Here is a 13,499-nt window from a genome sequence, read left to right as displayed (position 1 = left end):
CGAACAGAGAAGTTAAGCCCAATAGCGCCGATGGTACTGCAGATTTTGTGGGAGAGTAGGTAGCCGCCGTTCTTTATAAATGTCCCGGTTGGATGAATTTCCAATCGGGATTTTTTTGTATAGATACTAAAAAAGGTTGCCAGACAGCAACCTATTTACAAATAAGCTTAAAGTAGAGTATCTAGGATCAATTTAATACTATTAATTCTTCTTCAAACTTTGTAATATTTTCAATACCATCATGGTGAACAATATAGGTGTTTTCTATTCCAACTGCACCTATGTTCGGAAGAACGAACTTAGGCTCCAGGGCAAAAGCCATTCCAGATTCGAGAGTTTCATTTGAACGAGGAGTAATTACAGGGGGTTCATTTATTTCAAGACCTACACCATGACCAATAAACTTAGCTTGTTGAACTGTCCCCATAAAATATTTTTGTAAACCGTTTGAATTGACTATATCCTCTGCAATAGAGTAGATATCCGAACAAAGTAATCCTGCTTTAGCTTGTTTTTTGACCTCATTATGAATTTCAATTGAAATCGAATGAGCTTTATATGCTATGTCAGGAGCATGTTCAATGACAAAGGTTCGACTCATATCATCCATATAGGGTTTATAATTACCAGCCATGTCTACCATTAATGTTGTACCAGGTTTAAGTATAGTTCCATTTGCACCTAAAGGAAGCAAAGGAGAGATACCTTTCCCCCCTAATGCATAATCATAAGGTGAAGCCGACTGTGCATTGTTTCCGGCAAGCATACTGCCCATAAAAATATCCATATTTTCACCATATGAACGGAATATTCCAATAGACCCATGAAGTCTCATTTCTCTTTCTATTTCAATTTGCAATTGCAAGTCGCTCATCCCTTTGCGGTACAGAGATGGAATAAGTTTATAAACTTCACTGTGAATATCAGCACATTCACGCATTTGATTTAGTTCTGATACACTTTTAATAGATCTGATTTTCCTGATAATATTTGATATATTAAGTAGTTCAGGCATTTCCAGTGCTGCCTGTAGTCTGTTAGCTGCATTAAAAGTTAACTGATCGGCTTCAATAAAAACCCTTTTTGGAGATAGTAAACCTATTTCCTTCAGCAGGTCAGGAATTTGCTCAGGTTTACGGATAGTTATTATTCTATCATCAATTAGGTCTGAAGGACGTCTAACGAAGAGAATAGGTTCTCTTTCTTTTGTAATATACAGATATCCGTCAAAAATAAATCCACATAACCAATATTGATTAACTGAAGATGTAATGATGGCAGCATCTGCATTTTCTTTCCCTAATATGTTTTGAATTTTCTCAAACTTAAGTTGTGACTCTTCTTTCGCGAGTTTGTTCATATATCTATTGACTTTTATTTCAAATATACAACATAAAACAATAACAACTCAATCAATACAGTTTTACATCCTCCGTTTTTATCTAAAAAATATTAATCACATATACCAAGGTTTCCCATTCAAAATAAATTGCTATATCTTTACGAAAAGATAATTGGGGTGTAGATTTACAACAAAGTGTACGGAAAGATATTAATAGTAGAAGATGATCGCTCCTTTGGGACCATGTTATTAAAATGGTTCGAAAGAAATGGTATTACAGCAACATTGTGTAATGGGATGTTATCTGCACAGGAAAAACTGTCAGAATCAGAAACATTTGATATTGTGTTGTCTGATCTTCGTTTGCCTGATGGTGACGGGATTATGTTGTTGTCGTGGCTTAAAAAGGAAAAGATATCGATTCCTGTTATAATAATGACCGGATATGGTGAAATTCAAACAGCTGTATCTGCAATAAAACTAGGAGCATTTGATTTTTTAGAAAAACCTATTAATCCCTCTCTATTAACACAAAAAATTAAATCTGCATTTGAATCAGTAAGAGATAGCAAGAATACAGCTACAAAAAGTACAGCCGATACAAAGTCGACAGATACACAAGCCAGAAAGAGGTTTAGCGAAACTGGAGTAAAAATTGTAGTTGGGAGAAGTACTTTATCAAAACAGATGTACTCATATATTGATCTGGTTGCTCCCACTCAGATGTCAGTAATGATTGTAGGTGAAAGCGGTACAGGCAAAGAGCATGTTGCCAGAATGATACATGAAAGAAGTACAAGAGCAAATGCCCCTTTTGTTGCTGTTGATTGCGGTAGTCTGTCAACCGAACTTGCACCCAGTGAATTATTTGGGCATAAGAAAGGATCATTTACTTCTGCTATTGAGGACAAAACAGGTTTTTTCCGAGATGCCAATGGCGGAACTCTGTTTTTGGATGAAGTGGGCAATTTGCCATATGGAGTACAAATGCAGATGTTAAGATCACTTCAGGAGAAAAGGATTCGTTCCATAGGAACTTCTTTAGATATTGATGTTGATGTAAGAATAATAACAGCTACAAATGAGAATTTGGAGTTAGCAATATCAGAAGGAAAGTTCAGAGAAGATCTATATCATCGTTTAAATGAATTCATGATTAGGGTTCCTTCACTTCGAGAATGTGTAGAAGACATTAAGCTTTATGCCGAGCATTTCAGGGAAGAAGCAAATATAGAGCTTGATAAAAATGTCAGGTATATCTCTGATGATGCAATGGAAATGCTTGAGCGTTATGACTGGCCCGGCAATTTAAGAGAACTTCGTAATGTAATCAGACGCTCAGTGCTTTTTAGTTCAAATGATGAAATAACATTAGAAAACCTGCCCATTCTCACACAATCAGTACAAGAAATAGATAATAACATCGATATCGCACTTTTTCCCAAACCGGAAAATGAAAAAGAAAAAATAATTACCGCTCTTAAGAAGACTAATGGGAATAAATCAAAAGCTGCAATATTGCTTAATATTGACCGGAAAACATTATATAATAAAATCCACCTTTATAATATCGACTTATAAATAGTATTTTCTCACATTTTCAGTAAAATCTTCTATCATTTTTACTGTTTCTGTCAATTCTTTTTTCCAATTCGGATATTCAGACTCATCCCCATTTTTAAGTTTATCCATTTTACGGAGATTAGTACATAGATATTCAGCATCAAGCTGACTCAGAAAAGGATGTATTTTATGACAAATCTTCTGAGCTTCCTTAAAATCACCTTTCTCTATAAGTTGAGTAAGGTTTTCGGTCTCAGCTGATGACGATTGCACAAATACAGACAGCACATTTTTAATATATTCAGTATCATTGCCAAACATTGATACAAGTCCCGGAAACTGCTCTTCTATAGACTCTCCGTTAAAATTATTGTCAGATAATATTTTCTCCTTACCATTAATGTTATCAATAGACTCCTCTTTACCAGGTTCTCCGGAAAGAACCTTAAGAAGTCGGCTCATCTGAATAGGTTTACCAACAAAACCTGTGAATCCTTCATCTTTTGCCTTCTGTTTAGAATATTCATCATTCGCAGTCATCAGCCAAACAGGTATTTTTTCATCCCTTTCCCTAATCTCTTTCAGTATCTCTGAACCAGTAACATTTACCATCTGCATATCAGTAAATACAATATCAAATGAAGAAACTAATCGAATAAAACCTTTTATATCACGAGTATTACTGCAAAGTTTTACCTTAAATCCCTTCTGTGTAAGAAATTCTCGAATCATATTTCCCAATGATATATCATCCTCGAAAATTAAAATTTTGCTGTAAATATTGTTATTTACATAAGTGTTGATTTCACTGTTGGAATCTTCTGGTATAAAATCAGTTATATGTTTTAATGGCAATTTAATTGATACAACAGTTCCCTTACCTTTTTCTGAAGAAATATTTACATCCCCGTTCAATGAATTTGTCAATCCCTTGGTAACATACAAACCAAAGCCACTTCCTTCTGCTTTTAAGGGATTATTTGTTCTGGAGAAAGGTTTGAAGATCTTCTGAAGATCATTTTTATCAATTCCTACACCAGTATCAGAAATTGTGAAGACAAGCATACCCTCTTTCTCTTGAACGAGTTCGATATCAACACGTCCTTTCAACGTATATTTAACAGCGTTGGAGATAACATTTGTCAAAATCTGCTTCAGGATAGTATAGTCAGTTTCAACATAATATGGAGAATTTAACCAGTTGTCAAAATTCAACTGGATGTTTTTGTCATCAGTAAGTGGACGAAACATATTCAAAATATCCTGAACAAGCTCGATTAAATTAAAAGTACTTTTTTGCAGAGAAGCAGTTTTCTGTTCAAGACGAGAAAACTCCAGTAGATTTGTAAGCATACTTAAGATATGCCTACCCGAATTCAGTGCTGATTTTAATTGCCTTTTTCTTGCCTCCTGTTTTTCCTCAGAGTCCCAAATCTCCATGTATCCCATGATAGAGCTTAAAGGTGTTTTAATATCATGTGATACTGATAAAAGTAGTTTGTGACGACTCTCTATCAACTCTTCAGTAAGCTTCTTTTCTTTAGAAAGTTCTATTCTCGCTCTCTTACCTTTTCTTAAATCATCCGTAATAAAGAATATAATAATCAGGATTAATAAGATAGAAATTGCCCCAACCGTAATAGCAAACATGAATATCTTTTGAGTCAGCATCTCACTACTGTCAGTTCCCCGCTGAGCCGTTTGTATAGCCTCATTATAGAACTGTGTAATCAGTTTAGAAATATTAAGTGAAATACTTTGTTCAGCCAGTACCAGCTCACGAACCTGCCTTTCAATTCTCTCCATCTGATTCAAATATGTTCTTGAAGCCTCCTCTGTTATACCTTTCAAATCGGCATACATCAAAGTATCAACCCTTGTTTCTGCTCTGGCTTCCTTTTCTGTATGAGTTATATTTATAGTTGTGTCAGGTTCGAATTTTGGATTAAAAAGATGAGACAATCTACTCCAGAAGTCCCTCCGCTCACGGTGTACAATTGTAGTATCGCTACTGGTTGTAACATTAACAGTATCTTTTATTACAGGCTCTATTGTCTCTATTTTTCTGTCAAGTTCAATCAGCGGACTCTGAGATCTGAATTGTCCAATCAGTCTTTTTACAATTAAGTTTTTCTCATTCAATAGCGAATCTATATCTTCAAGCAAAGCACTTTGGTCACTCTCAGGAGAAATTCCTTTAATTATCTCAATTTGTTCAGTAATATCCTGAGTAATTGAATCATACTGTTGCTGGTAAACCCTACGCGGCGAAACAAGATACCTGTTTAAAATATCTTGTGCATTTTGTATAGATACAATTAAATGGTTACTATAAAGCAGTATCCTGTAAGAATTGTCCATCTCCACCTTTTGAGCATCGATATTCTTCTTTAGCATTCTTGAATAGACAAATAAACCACTAAAAAAAAGGAGTACTACAAGGAAAATCAGTCCAATCTTAAATGTAATCCGTTGTTCAGGAGTCTTTTCTGATTTCATCGACTACAATATTTCAAGCCTTAATAATTTCTCAAATATACATCATATATTTTAAAGTGACAGAAACTAAGAAAAACAATAAAGTGTGTATTTACACACAACAATTGTGGACAAATTCCACATATTCCACAAAAATTCCACACTCTTCCACTAATCCATTTATTAGGCAGATTAAGTTTAATGATCAGTTATACAGTTTATTAGCGATTGATTTCAATGTCGACTAAAACTTTTGTACGAAAATTGATAATAATATAGCAGACGAAGAGACGTCTATAAGTTTAGAAATAATTTAGTGTTCATTAATGTATTATTATTATGAAAAAGGTATTTTTATTATTCGCATTAATCGCAGCTGTTTTCACAGTGACAAATTTAAACAGTGCAAATGCAACAGAAAAACCAGCCATTACCATTTCTTTAGAAGATGATGGTTTTGTAGATGTAAAATTAGAGGATTTAAATGAACAGGTTCAAGCTTCAATAAATGCATTGCTTGAGGAATATGATGTTCAGGCATTGAAATATAATTCAGAAAAGAAAGTTACGAAGGTATCACTTGTAAAGAAGGATGACCAAACAACTAAAGTTGTATATTTTGATGATTCTGGAAAAAAGAAAGAAAAAGAACAGAAAGAAACTGAACAGCTTGAACGAATGGAACAAGAACTTCCAACAGCTTAGATAACAGACAATAAATATATAACAGTTTTGTTATTTTAAAAAGCTGAAATACACACACAACCTAAAAGGTAATTAAGGGAACAAACTACACTATCGCACCTCTTTATTTTACCTGGTCTGTTTACTCTACTTTTTAAGACCAAGGATAAACAATAGCCTTCTTAAATGAGATATTTAGGAGGGCTATTTCTCTTTTTATTTGTATATCATCAGAATATAATCTGATTATTATTTAGGTATAAAACTAAAAGGATAATATATACCGAGTATAAAAAGAATATAAGATTTCTAGGAATTCCAAATTTCCCAGGCAGCCAGAGCTTGCAGCTCCAGCATCTCCTGTCCATTCTTTATTGAGGCGCCAATCTCTTTTCCTTTCTTCAGGAACAATGTTTCCTCAGGATTATATACAAGATCATAAAGTATATGGCCCGGAGTCAGATATTTATAAGGGATGTCAGGGCATGAGTTGATATCAGGAAAAGTGCCAACAGGTGATGCGTTAACAATAATATTGTATGTACTCATTACTTCTTGCGAAAGATCGTTATAGCTCATCACTCTCCCTTTTATGGCTTTGTTCTTACTACTACGGGACACATAAGACCATTCAATATCAATATCAGTGAGAACTTGCGAAACAGCTTTAGATGCACCACCAGTGCCAAGAATAAGAGCCTTATGATCAATGCCGGGTTTTAATAAAGGCAGTAGAGAATCTCTGAAGCCAATATAATCTGTATTATAGCCAGTGAGTTCATAGAAATACATATCTCCCGGTTTACGCAACACTTTAATCACATTTACAGCACCAATCTTTTCTGCTTCATCTGAAATATTATTAAGAAATGGTATAACTTTCTCTTTATAAGGGATAGTTACATTCAAACCCTTCAGATGTTGATTAAACAGAATTACACGACGTATTTCAAGAATATCCTCTATCTCAAAATTCAAATATTCCGCTTCAATACTCTCTTTTCTGAACTTTTCAGTAAAAAAACCTGCTGAAAAAGAGTGTTTCAGCGGAAACCCAATCAGTCCATACGTATCCATTTACTCCTACTTTTCTGCAATATAAATTGTTGTAATACCCAATGTTAACCTTCTAAGACGAATATTAGTAAAACCATTTTTTTTCAGAATAAGCATCATGTTTCTGCCCTGAGGAAAAGCACCTATAGAAGCCGGCAGATACTCATAAGCCTTTTGCTCAGTGGTGAACAGACCCGAAAACAGAGGCACCACATTGTTTGTATAAAATTTATGCAGATCCTTCATTGGCGATTTTTCAGGTGTTGTAAGTTCAATAAAAACAAAAACGCCTCCTGGTTTTAATACCCGCAACACCTCCGAGAAACTTTTATCGATATCTTCAAAGTTGCGAACACCAAAAGCTGCAATTGCAGCATCAAATGTATTATCAGAAAAAGTCATTTCTGCACAATCCTGATTCTCAAAAGAGATTACATTTTCATACCCTTTAGCCTTAACCTTTTCCACACCTACAGCCATCATACCAACAGATATATCTACAGCTGTTATCTTTTCAGGTTTAAGAATTTTATTTGCTAGAATGGCAAAATCTCCTGTTCCGGTGGCTATATCCAGTATATGAGAGTGAGGATATTTTTTTAATACTCCCAGAGCTTCACGTCTCCAGTAATCATCTATACCTAATGAGAGTATTCTGTTTAGTTTGTCATAATTAGGTGCCACAAGATCAAACATCTGAGTCACCTGCTCCTTTTTTGGTTTATCAGAATCATATGGAGTTACTGATTCTACTTTGTAATTCATTTTTCCAAGAATTTGATTACATTGTTTTCAATACGAGCTTCAAGATCTTTTGTATCAGCTTTTATAAATTTCTCACCAACTATTTTTTCATATAACTCAATATATCTCTCTGATACACTTAAGCAATACTCTTCACTCATCTCGGGTACCTTCTGTCCCTCTTGACCCTGAAATCCATTCTCCATTAGCCATTTGCGAACAAACTCCTTGGATAGCTGTTTTTGCTCCTCACCTTTCTGGAATCTTTCTTCATAACCATCACTGTAAAAGTAACGAGATGAATCAGGTGTATGAATTTCATCAATCAGATAAATCTTACCATCTTTTTTCCCGAATTCATATTTTGTGTCCACCAGGATAAGTCCTTTCTCTTTGGCCATCTCTGTTCCACGTTTAAACAGTTCGTAAGTATATTTCTCGAGCTGTTCATAATCTTCCTTACTAACCAACCCCTGAGCAATTATTTCTTCTTTGGAGATATTTTCATCATGTCCCTCATCAGCCTTTGTTGTAGGAGTAATAATAGGTGTTTCGAACCTCTGATTTTCACGAAGACCTTCAGGCAGCTGTATGCCACAAATTGAACGAGCTCCTTTCTTATAATCACGCCATGCACTTCCGGTGATATATCCACGAATCACCATCTCCACCTTAAATGGCTCACAACGAGTGCCAATAGTTACCATAGGATCTGGCGATGCAATTTTCCAGTTCGGTACAATATCTGAAGTGGCATCCAGAAACTTTGACGCAATTTGATTGAGAACCTGCCCCTTATATGGGATTCCTTTAGGTAACACAACATCAAAGGCAGAGATACGATCAGTTGCAATCATTACCAGGATATCATCTCCAATACTATATACATCGCGTACTTTTCCGTGATAAAGGTTAGTTTGACCAGGAAAATTATAATTTGTATTTGTAAGGCTGTTCATATTATTTCTTTTTTTAATCAATTTCTAATTTTTATTCACCGTCAGCGGTTTCTGATTCTTGTGACTTAAATGATTTAACAGACTCAGTCTCTTTTTCATAAGCTTCTACAATTCTCTGGACAAGCTTATGCCTGACTATATCTTTTTTATTGAACTCAACAGTTGCAATACCTTTTATATGACGCAAAATATTCATAGCATGAATTAACCCTGACTGTTGTGTACGTGGCAAGTCAATCTGAGTAATATCACCCGTTATGATCATTTTGCCATTAAGTCCCAGTCTGGTTAAGAACATTTTTATCTGAGGTTTTGTTGTATTTTGCGCCTCATCCAGAATAATCACAGCATCGTTAAGAGTGCGTCCACGCATAAATGCAAGTGGTGCAATTTGTATTATCTTGTTTTCCAGATACTCTTTTAGCTTCAAAGGTGGGATCATATCCTCAAGAGCATCATAGAGCGGCTGCAGATATGGATCTATTTTCTCCTTCATATCGCCAGGCAGAAAGCCCAGTTTCTCGCCAGCTTCCACGGCAGGTCGGCTAAGAATTATCTTTCTAACCTGTTTGGTTTTTAAAGCACGTACAGCAAGAGCAATTGCAGTATATGTCTTTCCGGAACCGGCTGGACCAATTGCAAAAACCATATCATTTACATCAAACTCTTCTGCCAATTTTTTCTGATTTGCAGTACGAGCAAGTATCGGTTTTCCATTTAGCCCATGAATTATGAGATTATCAACATTAATTACAGAAGGAGCTTTACCCTTTACTATATCAATAATATTCTCTTCCTTAAGAACATTCATTTCCACACTGAACTTCTCCAGCTCATGAATTTTCTCCTCAAAAGCAATAAGTTCATCCTCATCGCCAATAACTTTGATCACATTCCCTCGGGCTACCATTCGTAGTTTTGGGTATAATGTTTTCAATAATTGCAAATTACTGTTGTTAATCCCAAAAAATACAATTGGATCCACATTATCTAATATGATAATTCGCTCAATCATTATTCTTTATTTGAGAAATTCAGTGTAAACTGGTGAGTTCTATTCTCCTGTCCATTAATATAGTTAATAAAAGCACTGTTTACTAACCTATTACCACCAGGAGTAGGGTAATCGCCCGAGAAGTACCAGTCACCCTTATTATTTGGGCAAGCTTTGTGAAGATCCTCAATCTTTTGGAAAACTATTTGCACTTCTGCTTTTATATCCTTTGATGTTAGCATCTGAGCAATTTTTGCCGATATCTCCTCATCGGTGAAAGGAGCGTAAATATCCTTTACATAATTTACTATCTCCTCTTTTTTTCTATGTAACTGCTTTACAGATTTCTCGTAAGTTTCGTCAATTATATGTTGCATTCCACGCTCTTTCAGAAGTTCTATCGCTGCTTTAAAAGCAATAAACTCACTCATTCGCGACATATCAATACCATAGCAGTCGGGATATCTGATCTGTGGAGATGAAGATACAATAATTATCTTTTTAGGATCCAGCCTGTCAAGTATTTTGATAATACTCTGTTTAAGAGTTGTTCCCCTGACAATACTATCATCAATTATTACCAAATTATCAACACCTCGTCTGAGTGATCCGTAAGTTATATCATAAACGTGAGCAGCAAGATCATTTCTTGACGTTCCCTGAGCTATAAAAGTACGCAATTTTATATCTTTAATAGCCACTTTCTCAGATCTTACTCTTTTTGAGAGAATTCTATCAATCTCCTCTTTACTCAGGGAGCTTCCTTTTTCAAGAATATATTTTGCTTTTTTATAGTTGAAATGATCTTCGAGTCCTTCAAGCATACCATAATAAGCCACCTCTGCAGTATTTGGTATAAATGAAAAAACTGTATTGTCAAAATCATCATTAATAGCATTAATAATTTCAGGAACGAGCAGTTCTCCCAACTTCTTTCGTTCTCTGTATATATCATAATCTGAACCACGTGAAAAGTAAATTCGCTCGAAAGAACAAGGAGTTATTTTTTCTTTTTTATTCAGGATCTGATTGAGACTGATATTGCCATTGCGTTTAATCACAATAGCCTCTCCAGGCTGCAACTCTTTAACATCATCTTTTTTTAGATTGAATGCTGTTTGTATAACGGGGCGTTCCGATGCAATAACCACCACTTCATCGTCATGATAATAAAAAGCACTTCTTATACCCCATGGGTCTCTTAATGCAAAGGCATCCCCACAGCCAATCAGTCCACAAAGAGCATACCCTCCGTCCCAGTTTTTAGTAGCTCTTTTTAGCAGGAAAGGGATATCAAGTTTTTCTTCTATTATGTGACTCACTTCCTGACCATTCAAGTTGCTTTTATCAACATGGTCATATTGGTACTGAACCTCTCTATCCAGATAATGCCCTATTGACTCCAGCATAACAAAAGTATCTGCGTAGTCACGCGGATGTTGTCCCTCTTCGAGCAGTTGCTGAAACATCTCATCAACGTTTGTCATATTGAAGTTTCCTGCCAGTGCAAGGTTTCTTGATGCCCAGTTGTTGCGTCGTAACAGAGGATGTACATAGGTCAGACCACTTTTCCCTGTAGTGCTGTAGCGCAGATGTCCTATAAAAAGTTCAGCAGCATAAGGGACCGATTTTTTAACGAACTCAATATCGTTTAATTGTTCGGGACTAAAAGCGGTGAAAGAAGAATGTACTTTAGAAAATATTTCTGATATTGCACTGGAGCCAACAGCCCTTTCTCTGTAAATAAACTCATTTCCTGGTGTAGACTCCAGTTTTACAGCACCCAGACCGGCTCCTTCCTGTCCTCTGTTATGTTGTTTTTCCATAAGCAGATAGAGCTTATCCAGTCCATACTGCCATGTGCCATATTTCTTGTAGTAATAATTCAGTGGTTTGAGTAATCGGATTACTGCAATACCACATTCATGTTTGATGATGTCTGTCATTAGTTTGTAATTGTCAATCTTTCCTTAAAGAAGATACAAATTTAATCTTTATCAGGGATAAAATAATCTTTTTTGAATGATATTATTGAGAAATAATGTCAAAACTACATTTGAGTATAGATTGTTAGGGAGTCGTTTTTATTTTATCTTTGTCAGAGTAAGAATTTGATCAACTATGAATTGGGAGCAGTTATTATCAGTAAAAAGATTCGGGCTGGAAAACTATAAAAATCTAAAAGAGCATGAGCGCACGGAGTATCAGCGTGACTATGACAGATTGATATTTTCCTCTCCGTTCCGCAGGTTGCAGAATAAGACGCAGGTCTTTCCTTTACCCGGAAGTGTATTTGTTCATAACAGGCTTACTCATAGTCTGGAAGTCTCAAGTGTAGGGCGATCTTTAGGAGAAAATGTGGGTCGCGAGTTACGTAAGAGACATCAAGACTCAAAAGCGCATTTCGAAGAGATTGGCTCAATAGTCTCTGCCGCCTGTCTTGCTCACGATCTGGGTAATCCCCCATTCGGTCATTCGGGAGAAGAAGCCATTTCAACATTTTTCCTGGAGGGGAAGGGTAGCTCACTTCAATCCCTTGTTGAAGATGAAAAAGGCCGATGGAGCGATTTCACCTGTTTTGAAGGAAATGCAAACTCCATAAGGCTGCTAATGCATAAGTTCAGAGGCAGGAGAGAGGGTGGATTTGTTATGACATATTCCACTTTGGCATCCATAGTAAAATATCCATATTCTTCTGAACTGAGCGGAGGAAAAAATAAATTTGGATTTTTTGCATCTGAAGAGCATGATTATGCACAAATAGCAGATAGTCTTGGTATAATTAAACTAAATTCAAACCCTCTGAAATTTGCAAGATACCCATTGGTATATCTTGTTGAAGCTGCTGATGATATCTGTTATCAGATTATGGATATTGAGGATGCACACAAACTCAACCTGGTTTCAACAGAGAAAGCAAAGGAGTTGCTGCTTAGTTTCTTTGATTCTGAGAGACGAGAAAAAAGACTTAGTAATTTATCACTTGTTAGTGATTTGAACGAGCAGATAGCCTATTTACGGGCAAGTGTAATAGGTCTTCTGGTTGCAGAGTGCACAAAAGTGTTTATGGAAAATGAGGATTTAATTCTCAGTGGAAAGTTTGAGGGATCACTGATAAAGAAACTCCCTGAAAGAGTCAAGAATGCATATAAAACCTGTTCCGAATTTGCATTTGAAAAAATATACCGTTCAAAAGATGTTCTTGATGTTGAGTTAGCAGGTTACAGAATTATTGGCTTTTTATTGGAAACTTTTACTAATGCTATTTTAACTCCGGATCACACCTACTCTAAATTACTTTTAGACAGAATTCCTGAACAATATGAAACAGATTCGCCTTCACTTTATAGCAAAATTCAGTCCGTTATCGATTATATTTCTGGAATGACAGATGTTTATGCCTTGGATTTGTATCATAAATTAACAGGAATTGGACTACCAATAGTATAAAATTAATATAATTTCAAATTATAAAATATTTTATGATTTTTTATTGAAAAAATTTGGTTTGTTTTAAATTCTTTTTTATATTTGCTTCGTGGTTTTTTCATAATAGTATTAGATTTAAGGTTAACATTTTTGGCAGGATGTCGTGAGACATTCTGCCAAATTACATGAAATAAGGTATTAAGATAACCAAATTAAACATATTTGAATCTTTTCCATTCTTTATAAACAT

At 35.4% G+C, this 13,499-nt stretch carries 10 protein-coding genes and 1 rRNA gene; 4 read left to right on the top strand and 7 right to left on the bottom strand.

Going from position 1 to position 13,499, the window contains the following annotated elements; translation table 11 throughout:
- Positions 1–72, top strand: a 5S ribosomal RNA gene (gene rrf / locus PHO43_RS09820); the annotation flags it as partial.
- A gap of 115 nt (positions 73–187) precedes the next feature.
- Here the strand turns inward: rrf and PHO43_RS07280 are convergent.
- Complete coding sequence (locus tag PHO43_RS07280; protein ID WP_045090322.1) at positions 188–1,360, bottom strand: M24 family metallopeptidase; 1,173 nt, start codon at positions 1,358–1,360, stop codon at positions 188–190.
- 177 nt (positions 1,361–1,537) lie between these two features.
- On the opposite strand from PHO43_RS07280, the gene PHO43_RS07275 reads away from it, so the two are divergent.
- Complete coding sequence (locus tag PHO43_RS07275) at positions 1,538–2,923, top strand: sigma-54-dependent transcriptional regulator (RefSeq protein WP_288009540.1); 1,386 nt, start codon at positions 1,538–1,540, stop codon at positions 2,921–2,923.
- Here PHO43_RS07275 and PHO43_RS07270 read toward each other — a convergent pair.
- Complete coding sequence (locus PHO43_RS07270; protein WP_288011760.1) at positions 2,918–5,404, bottom strand: hybrid sensor histidine kinase/response regulator; 2,487 nt, start codon at positions 5,402–5,404, stop codon at positions 2,918–2,920. The genes PHO43_RS07275 and PHO43_RS07270 overlap by 6 nt on opposite strands.
- Positions 5,405–5,722: 318 nt before the next feature.
- Here PHO43_RS07270 and PHO43_RS07265 point away from each other — a divergent pair, with 318 nt between their 5' ends.
- Complete coding sequence (locus PHO43_RS07265) at positions 5,723–6,088, top strand: hypothetical protein (protein WP_053825870.1); 366 nt, start codon at positions 5,723–5,725, stop codon at positions 6,086–6,088.
- A gap of 288 nt (positions 6,089–6,376) precedes the next feature.
- On the opposite strand, the gene PHO43_RS07260 is transcribed toward PHO43_RS07265, so the two are convergent.
- The 5 genes from PHO43_RS07260 to PHO43_RS07240 are packed head-to-tail and all read right to left on the bottom strand — an operon-like array spanning position 6,377 to position 11,766.
- The gene (locus PHO43_RS07260) at positions 6,377–7,144 is read right to left on the bottom strand and encodes a shikimate dehydrogenase family protein (protein WP_288009537.1); all 768 of its coding nucleotides are present in this window, start codon (positions 7,142–7,144) and stop codon (positions 6,377–6,379) included.
- Positions 7,145–7,150: 6 nt separating this feature from the next.
- On the bottom strand, positions 7,151–7,888 hold the full coding sequence (ubiE, locus tag PHO43_RS07255) for a bifunctional demethylmenaquinone methyltransferase/2-methoxy-6-polyprenyl-1,4-benzoquinol methylase UbiE (RefSeq protein WP_045090318.1): 738 nt from the start codon (positions 7,886–7,888) through the stop codon (positions 7,151–7,153).
- Positions 7,885–8,826 carry a phosphoribosylaminoimidazolesuccinocarboxamide synthase gene (locus PHO43_RS07250; RefSeq protein WP_288009533.1) on the bottom strand — a complete coding sequence of 314 codons (942 nt, stop codon included), beginning with the start codon at positions 8,824–8,826 and terminating at the stop codon, positions 7,885–7,887. The genes ubiE and PHO43_RS07250 overlap by 4 nt, the downstream gene beginning before the upstream one ends.
- 31 nt (positions 8,827–8,857) lie before the next feature.
- The gene (locus tag PHO43_RS07245; protein WP_045090316.1) at positions 8,858–9,841 is read right to left on the bottom strand and encodes a PhoH family protein; all 984 of its coding nucleotides are present in this window, start codon (positions 9,839–9,841) and stop codon (positions 8,858–8,860) included.
- The gene (locus tag PHO43_RS07240; RefSeq protein WP_288011756.1) at positions 9,841–11,766 is read right to left on the bottom strand and encodes an amidophosphoribosyltransferase; all 1,926 of its coding nucleotides are present in this window, start codon (positions 11,764–11,766) and stop codon (positions 9,841–9,843) included. Before PHO43_RS07240 ends, PHO43_RS07245 begins: the two co-directional genes overlap by 1 nt.
- A gap of 175 nt (positions 11,767–11,941) precedes the next feature.
- Between PHO43_RS07240 and dgt the strand changes: the two genes are divergently transcribed.
- Positions 11,942–13,270: a dGTP triphosphohydrolase gene (dgt, locus tag PHO43_RS07235; protein ID WP_288011755.1), complete on the top strand. Its 1,329-nt coding sequence runs from the start codon at positions 11,942–11,944 to the stop codon at positions 13,268–13,270.
- Positions 13,271–13,499 lie beyond the last annotated feature (229 nt).

Origin of the sequence: Lascolabacillus sp. (assembly GCF_028696275.1) — a bacterium.
Lineage (GTDB): Bacteria > Bacteroidota > Bacteroidia > Bacteroidales > Dysgonomonadaceae > Proteiniphilum > Proteiniphilum massiliensis.
This window is presented reverse-complemented; position numbering and strand designations above follow the sequence as displayed.

What these genes read in the sequence shown, in the direction of transcription:
- PHO43_RS07280 (WP_045090322.1), bottom strand. Translation starts at nt 1,360, where the DNA reads ATGAACAAACTCGCGAAAGAAGAGTCACAACTTAAGTTTGAGAAAATT.
- PHO43_RS07270 (WP_288011760.1), bottom strand. Translation starts at nt 5,404, where the DNA reads ATGAAATCAGAAAAGACTCCTGAACAACGGATTACATTTAAGATTGGA.
- PHO43_RS07265 (WP_053825870.1), top strand. Translation starts at nt 5,723, where the DNA reads ATGAAAAAGGTATTTTTATTATTCGCATTAATCGCAGCTGTTTTCACA.
- PHO43_RS07260 (WP_288009537.1), bottom strand. Translation starts at nt 7,144, where the DNA reads ATGGATACGTATGGACTGATTGGGTTTCCGCTGAAACACTCTTTTTCA.
- ubiE (WP_045090318.1), bottom strand. Translation starts at nt 7,888, where the DNA reads ATGAATTACAAAGTAGAATCAGTAACTCCATATGATTCTGATAAACCA.
- PHO43_RS07250 (WP_288009533.1), bottom strand. Translation starts at nt 8,826, where the DNA reads ATGAACAGCCTTACAAATACAAATTATAATTTTCCTGGTCAAACTAAC.
- PHO43_RS07245 (WP_045090316.1), bottom strand. Translation starts at nt 9,841, where the DNA reads ATGATTGAGCGAATTATCATATTAGATAATGTGGATCCAATTGTATTT.
- PHO43_RS07240 (WP_288011756.1), bottom strand. Translation starts at nt 11,766, where the DNA reads ATGACAGACATCATCAAACATGAATGTGGTATTGCAGTAATCCGATTA.
- dgt (WP_288011755.1), top strand. Translation starts at nt 11,942, where the DNA reads ATGAATTGGGAGCAGTTATTATCAGTAAAAAGATTCGGGCTGGAAAAC.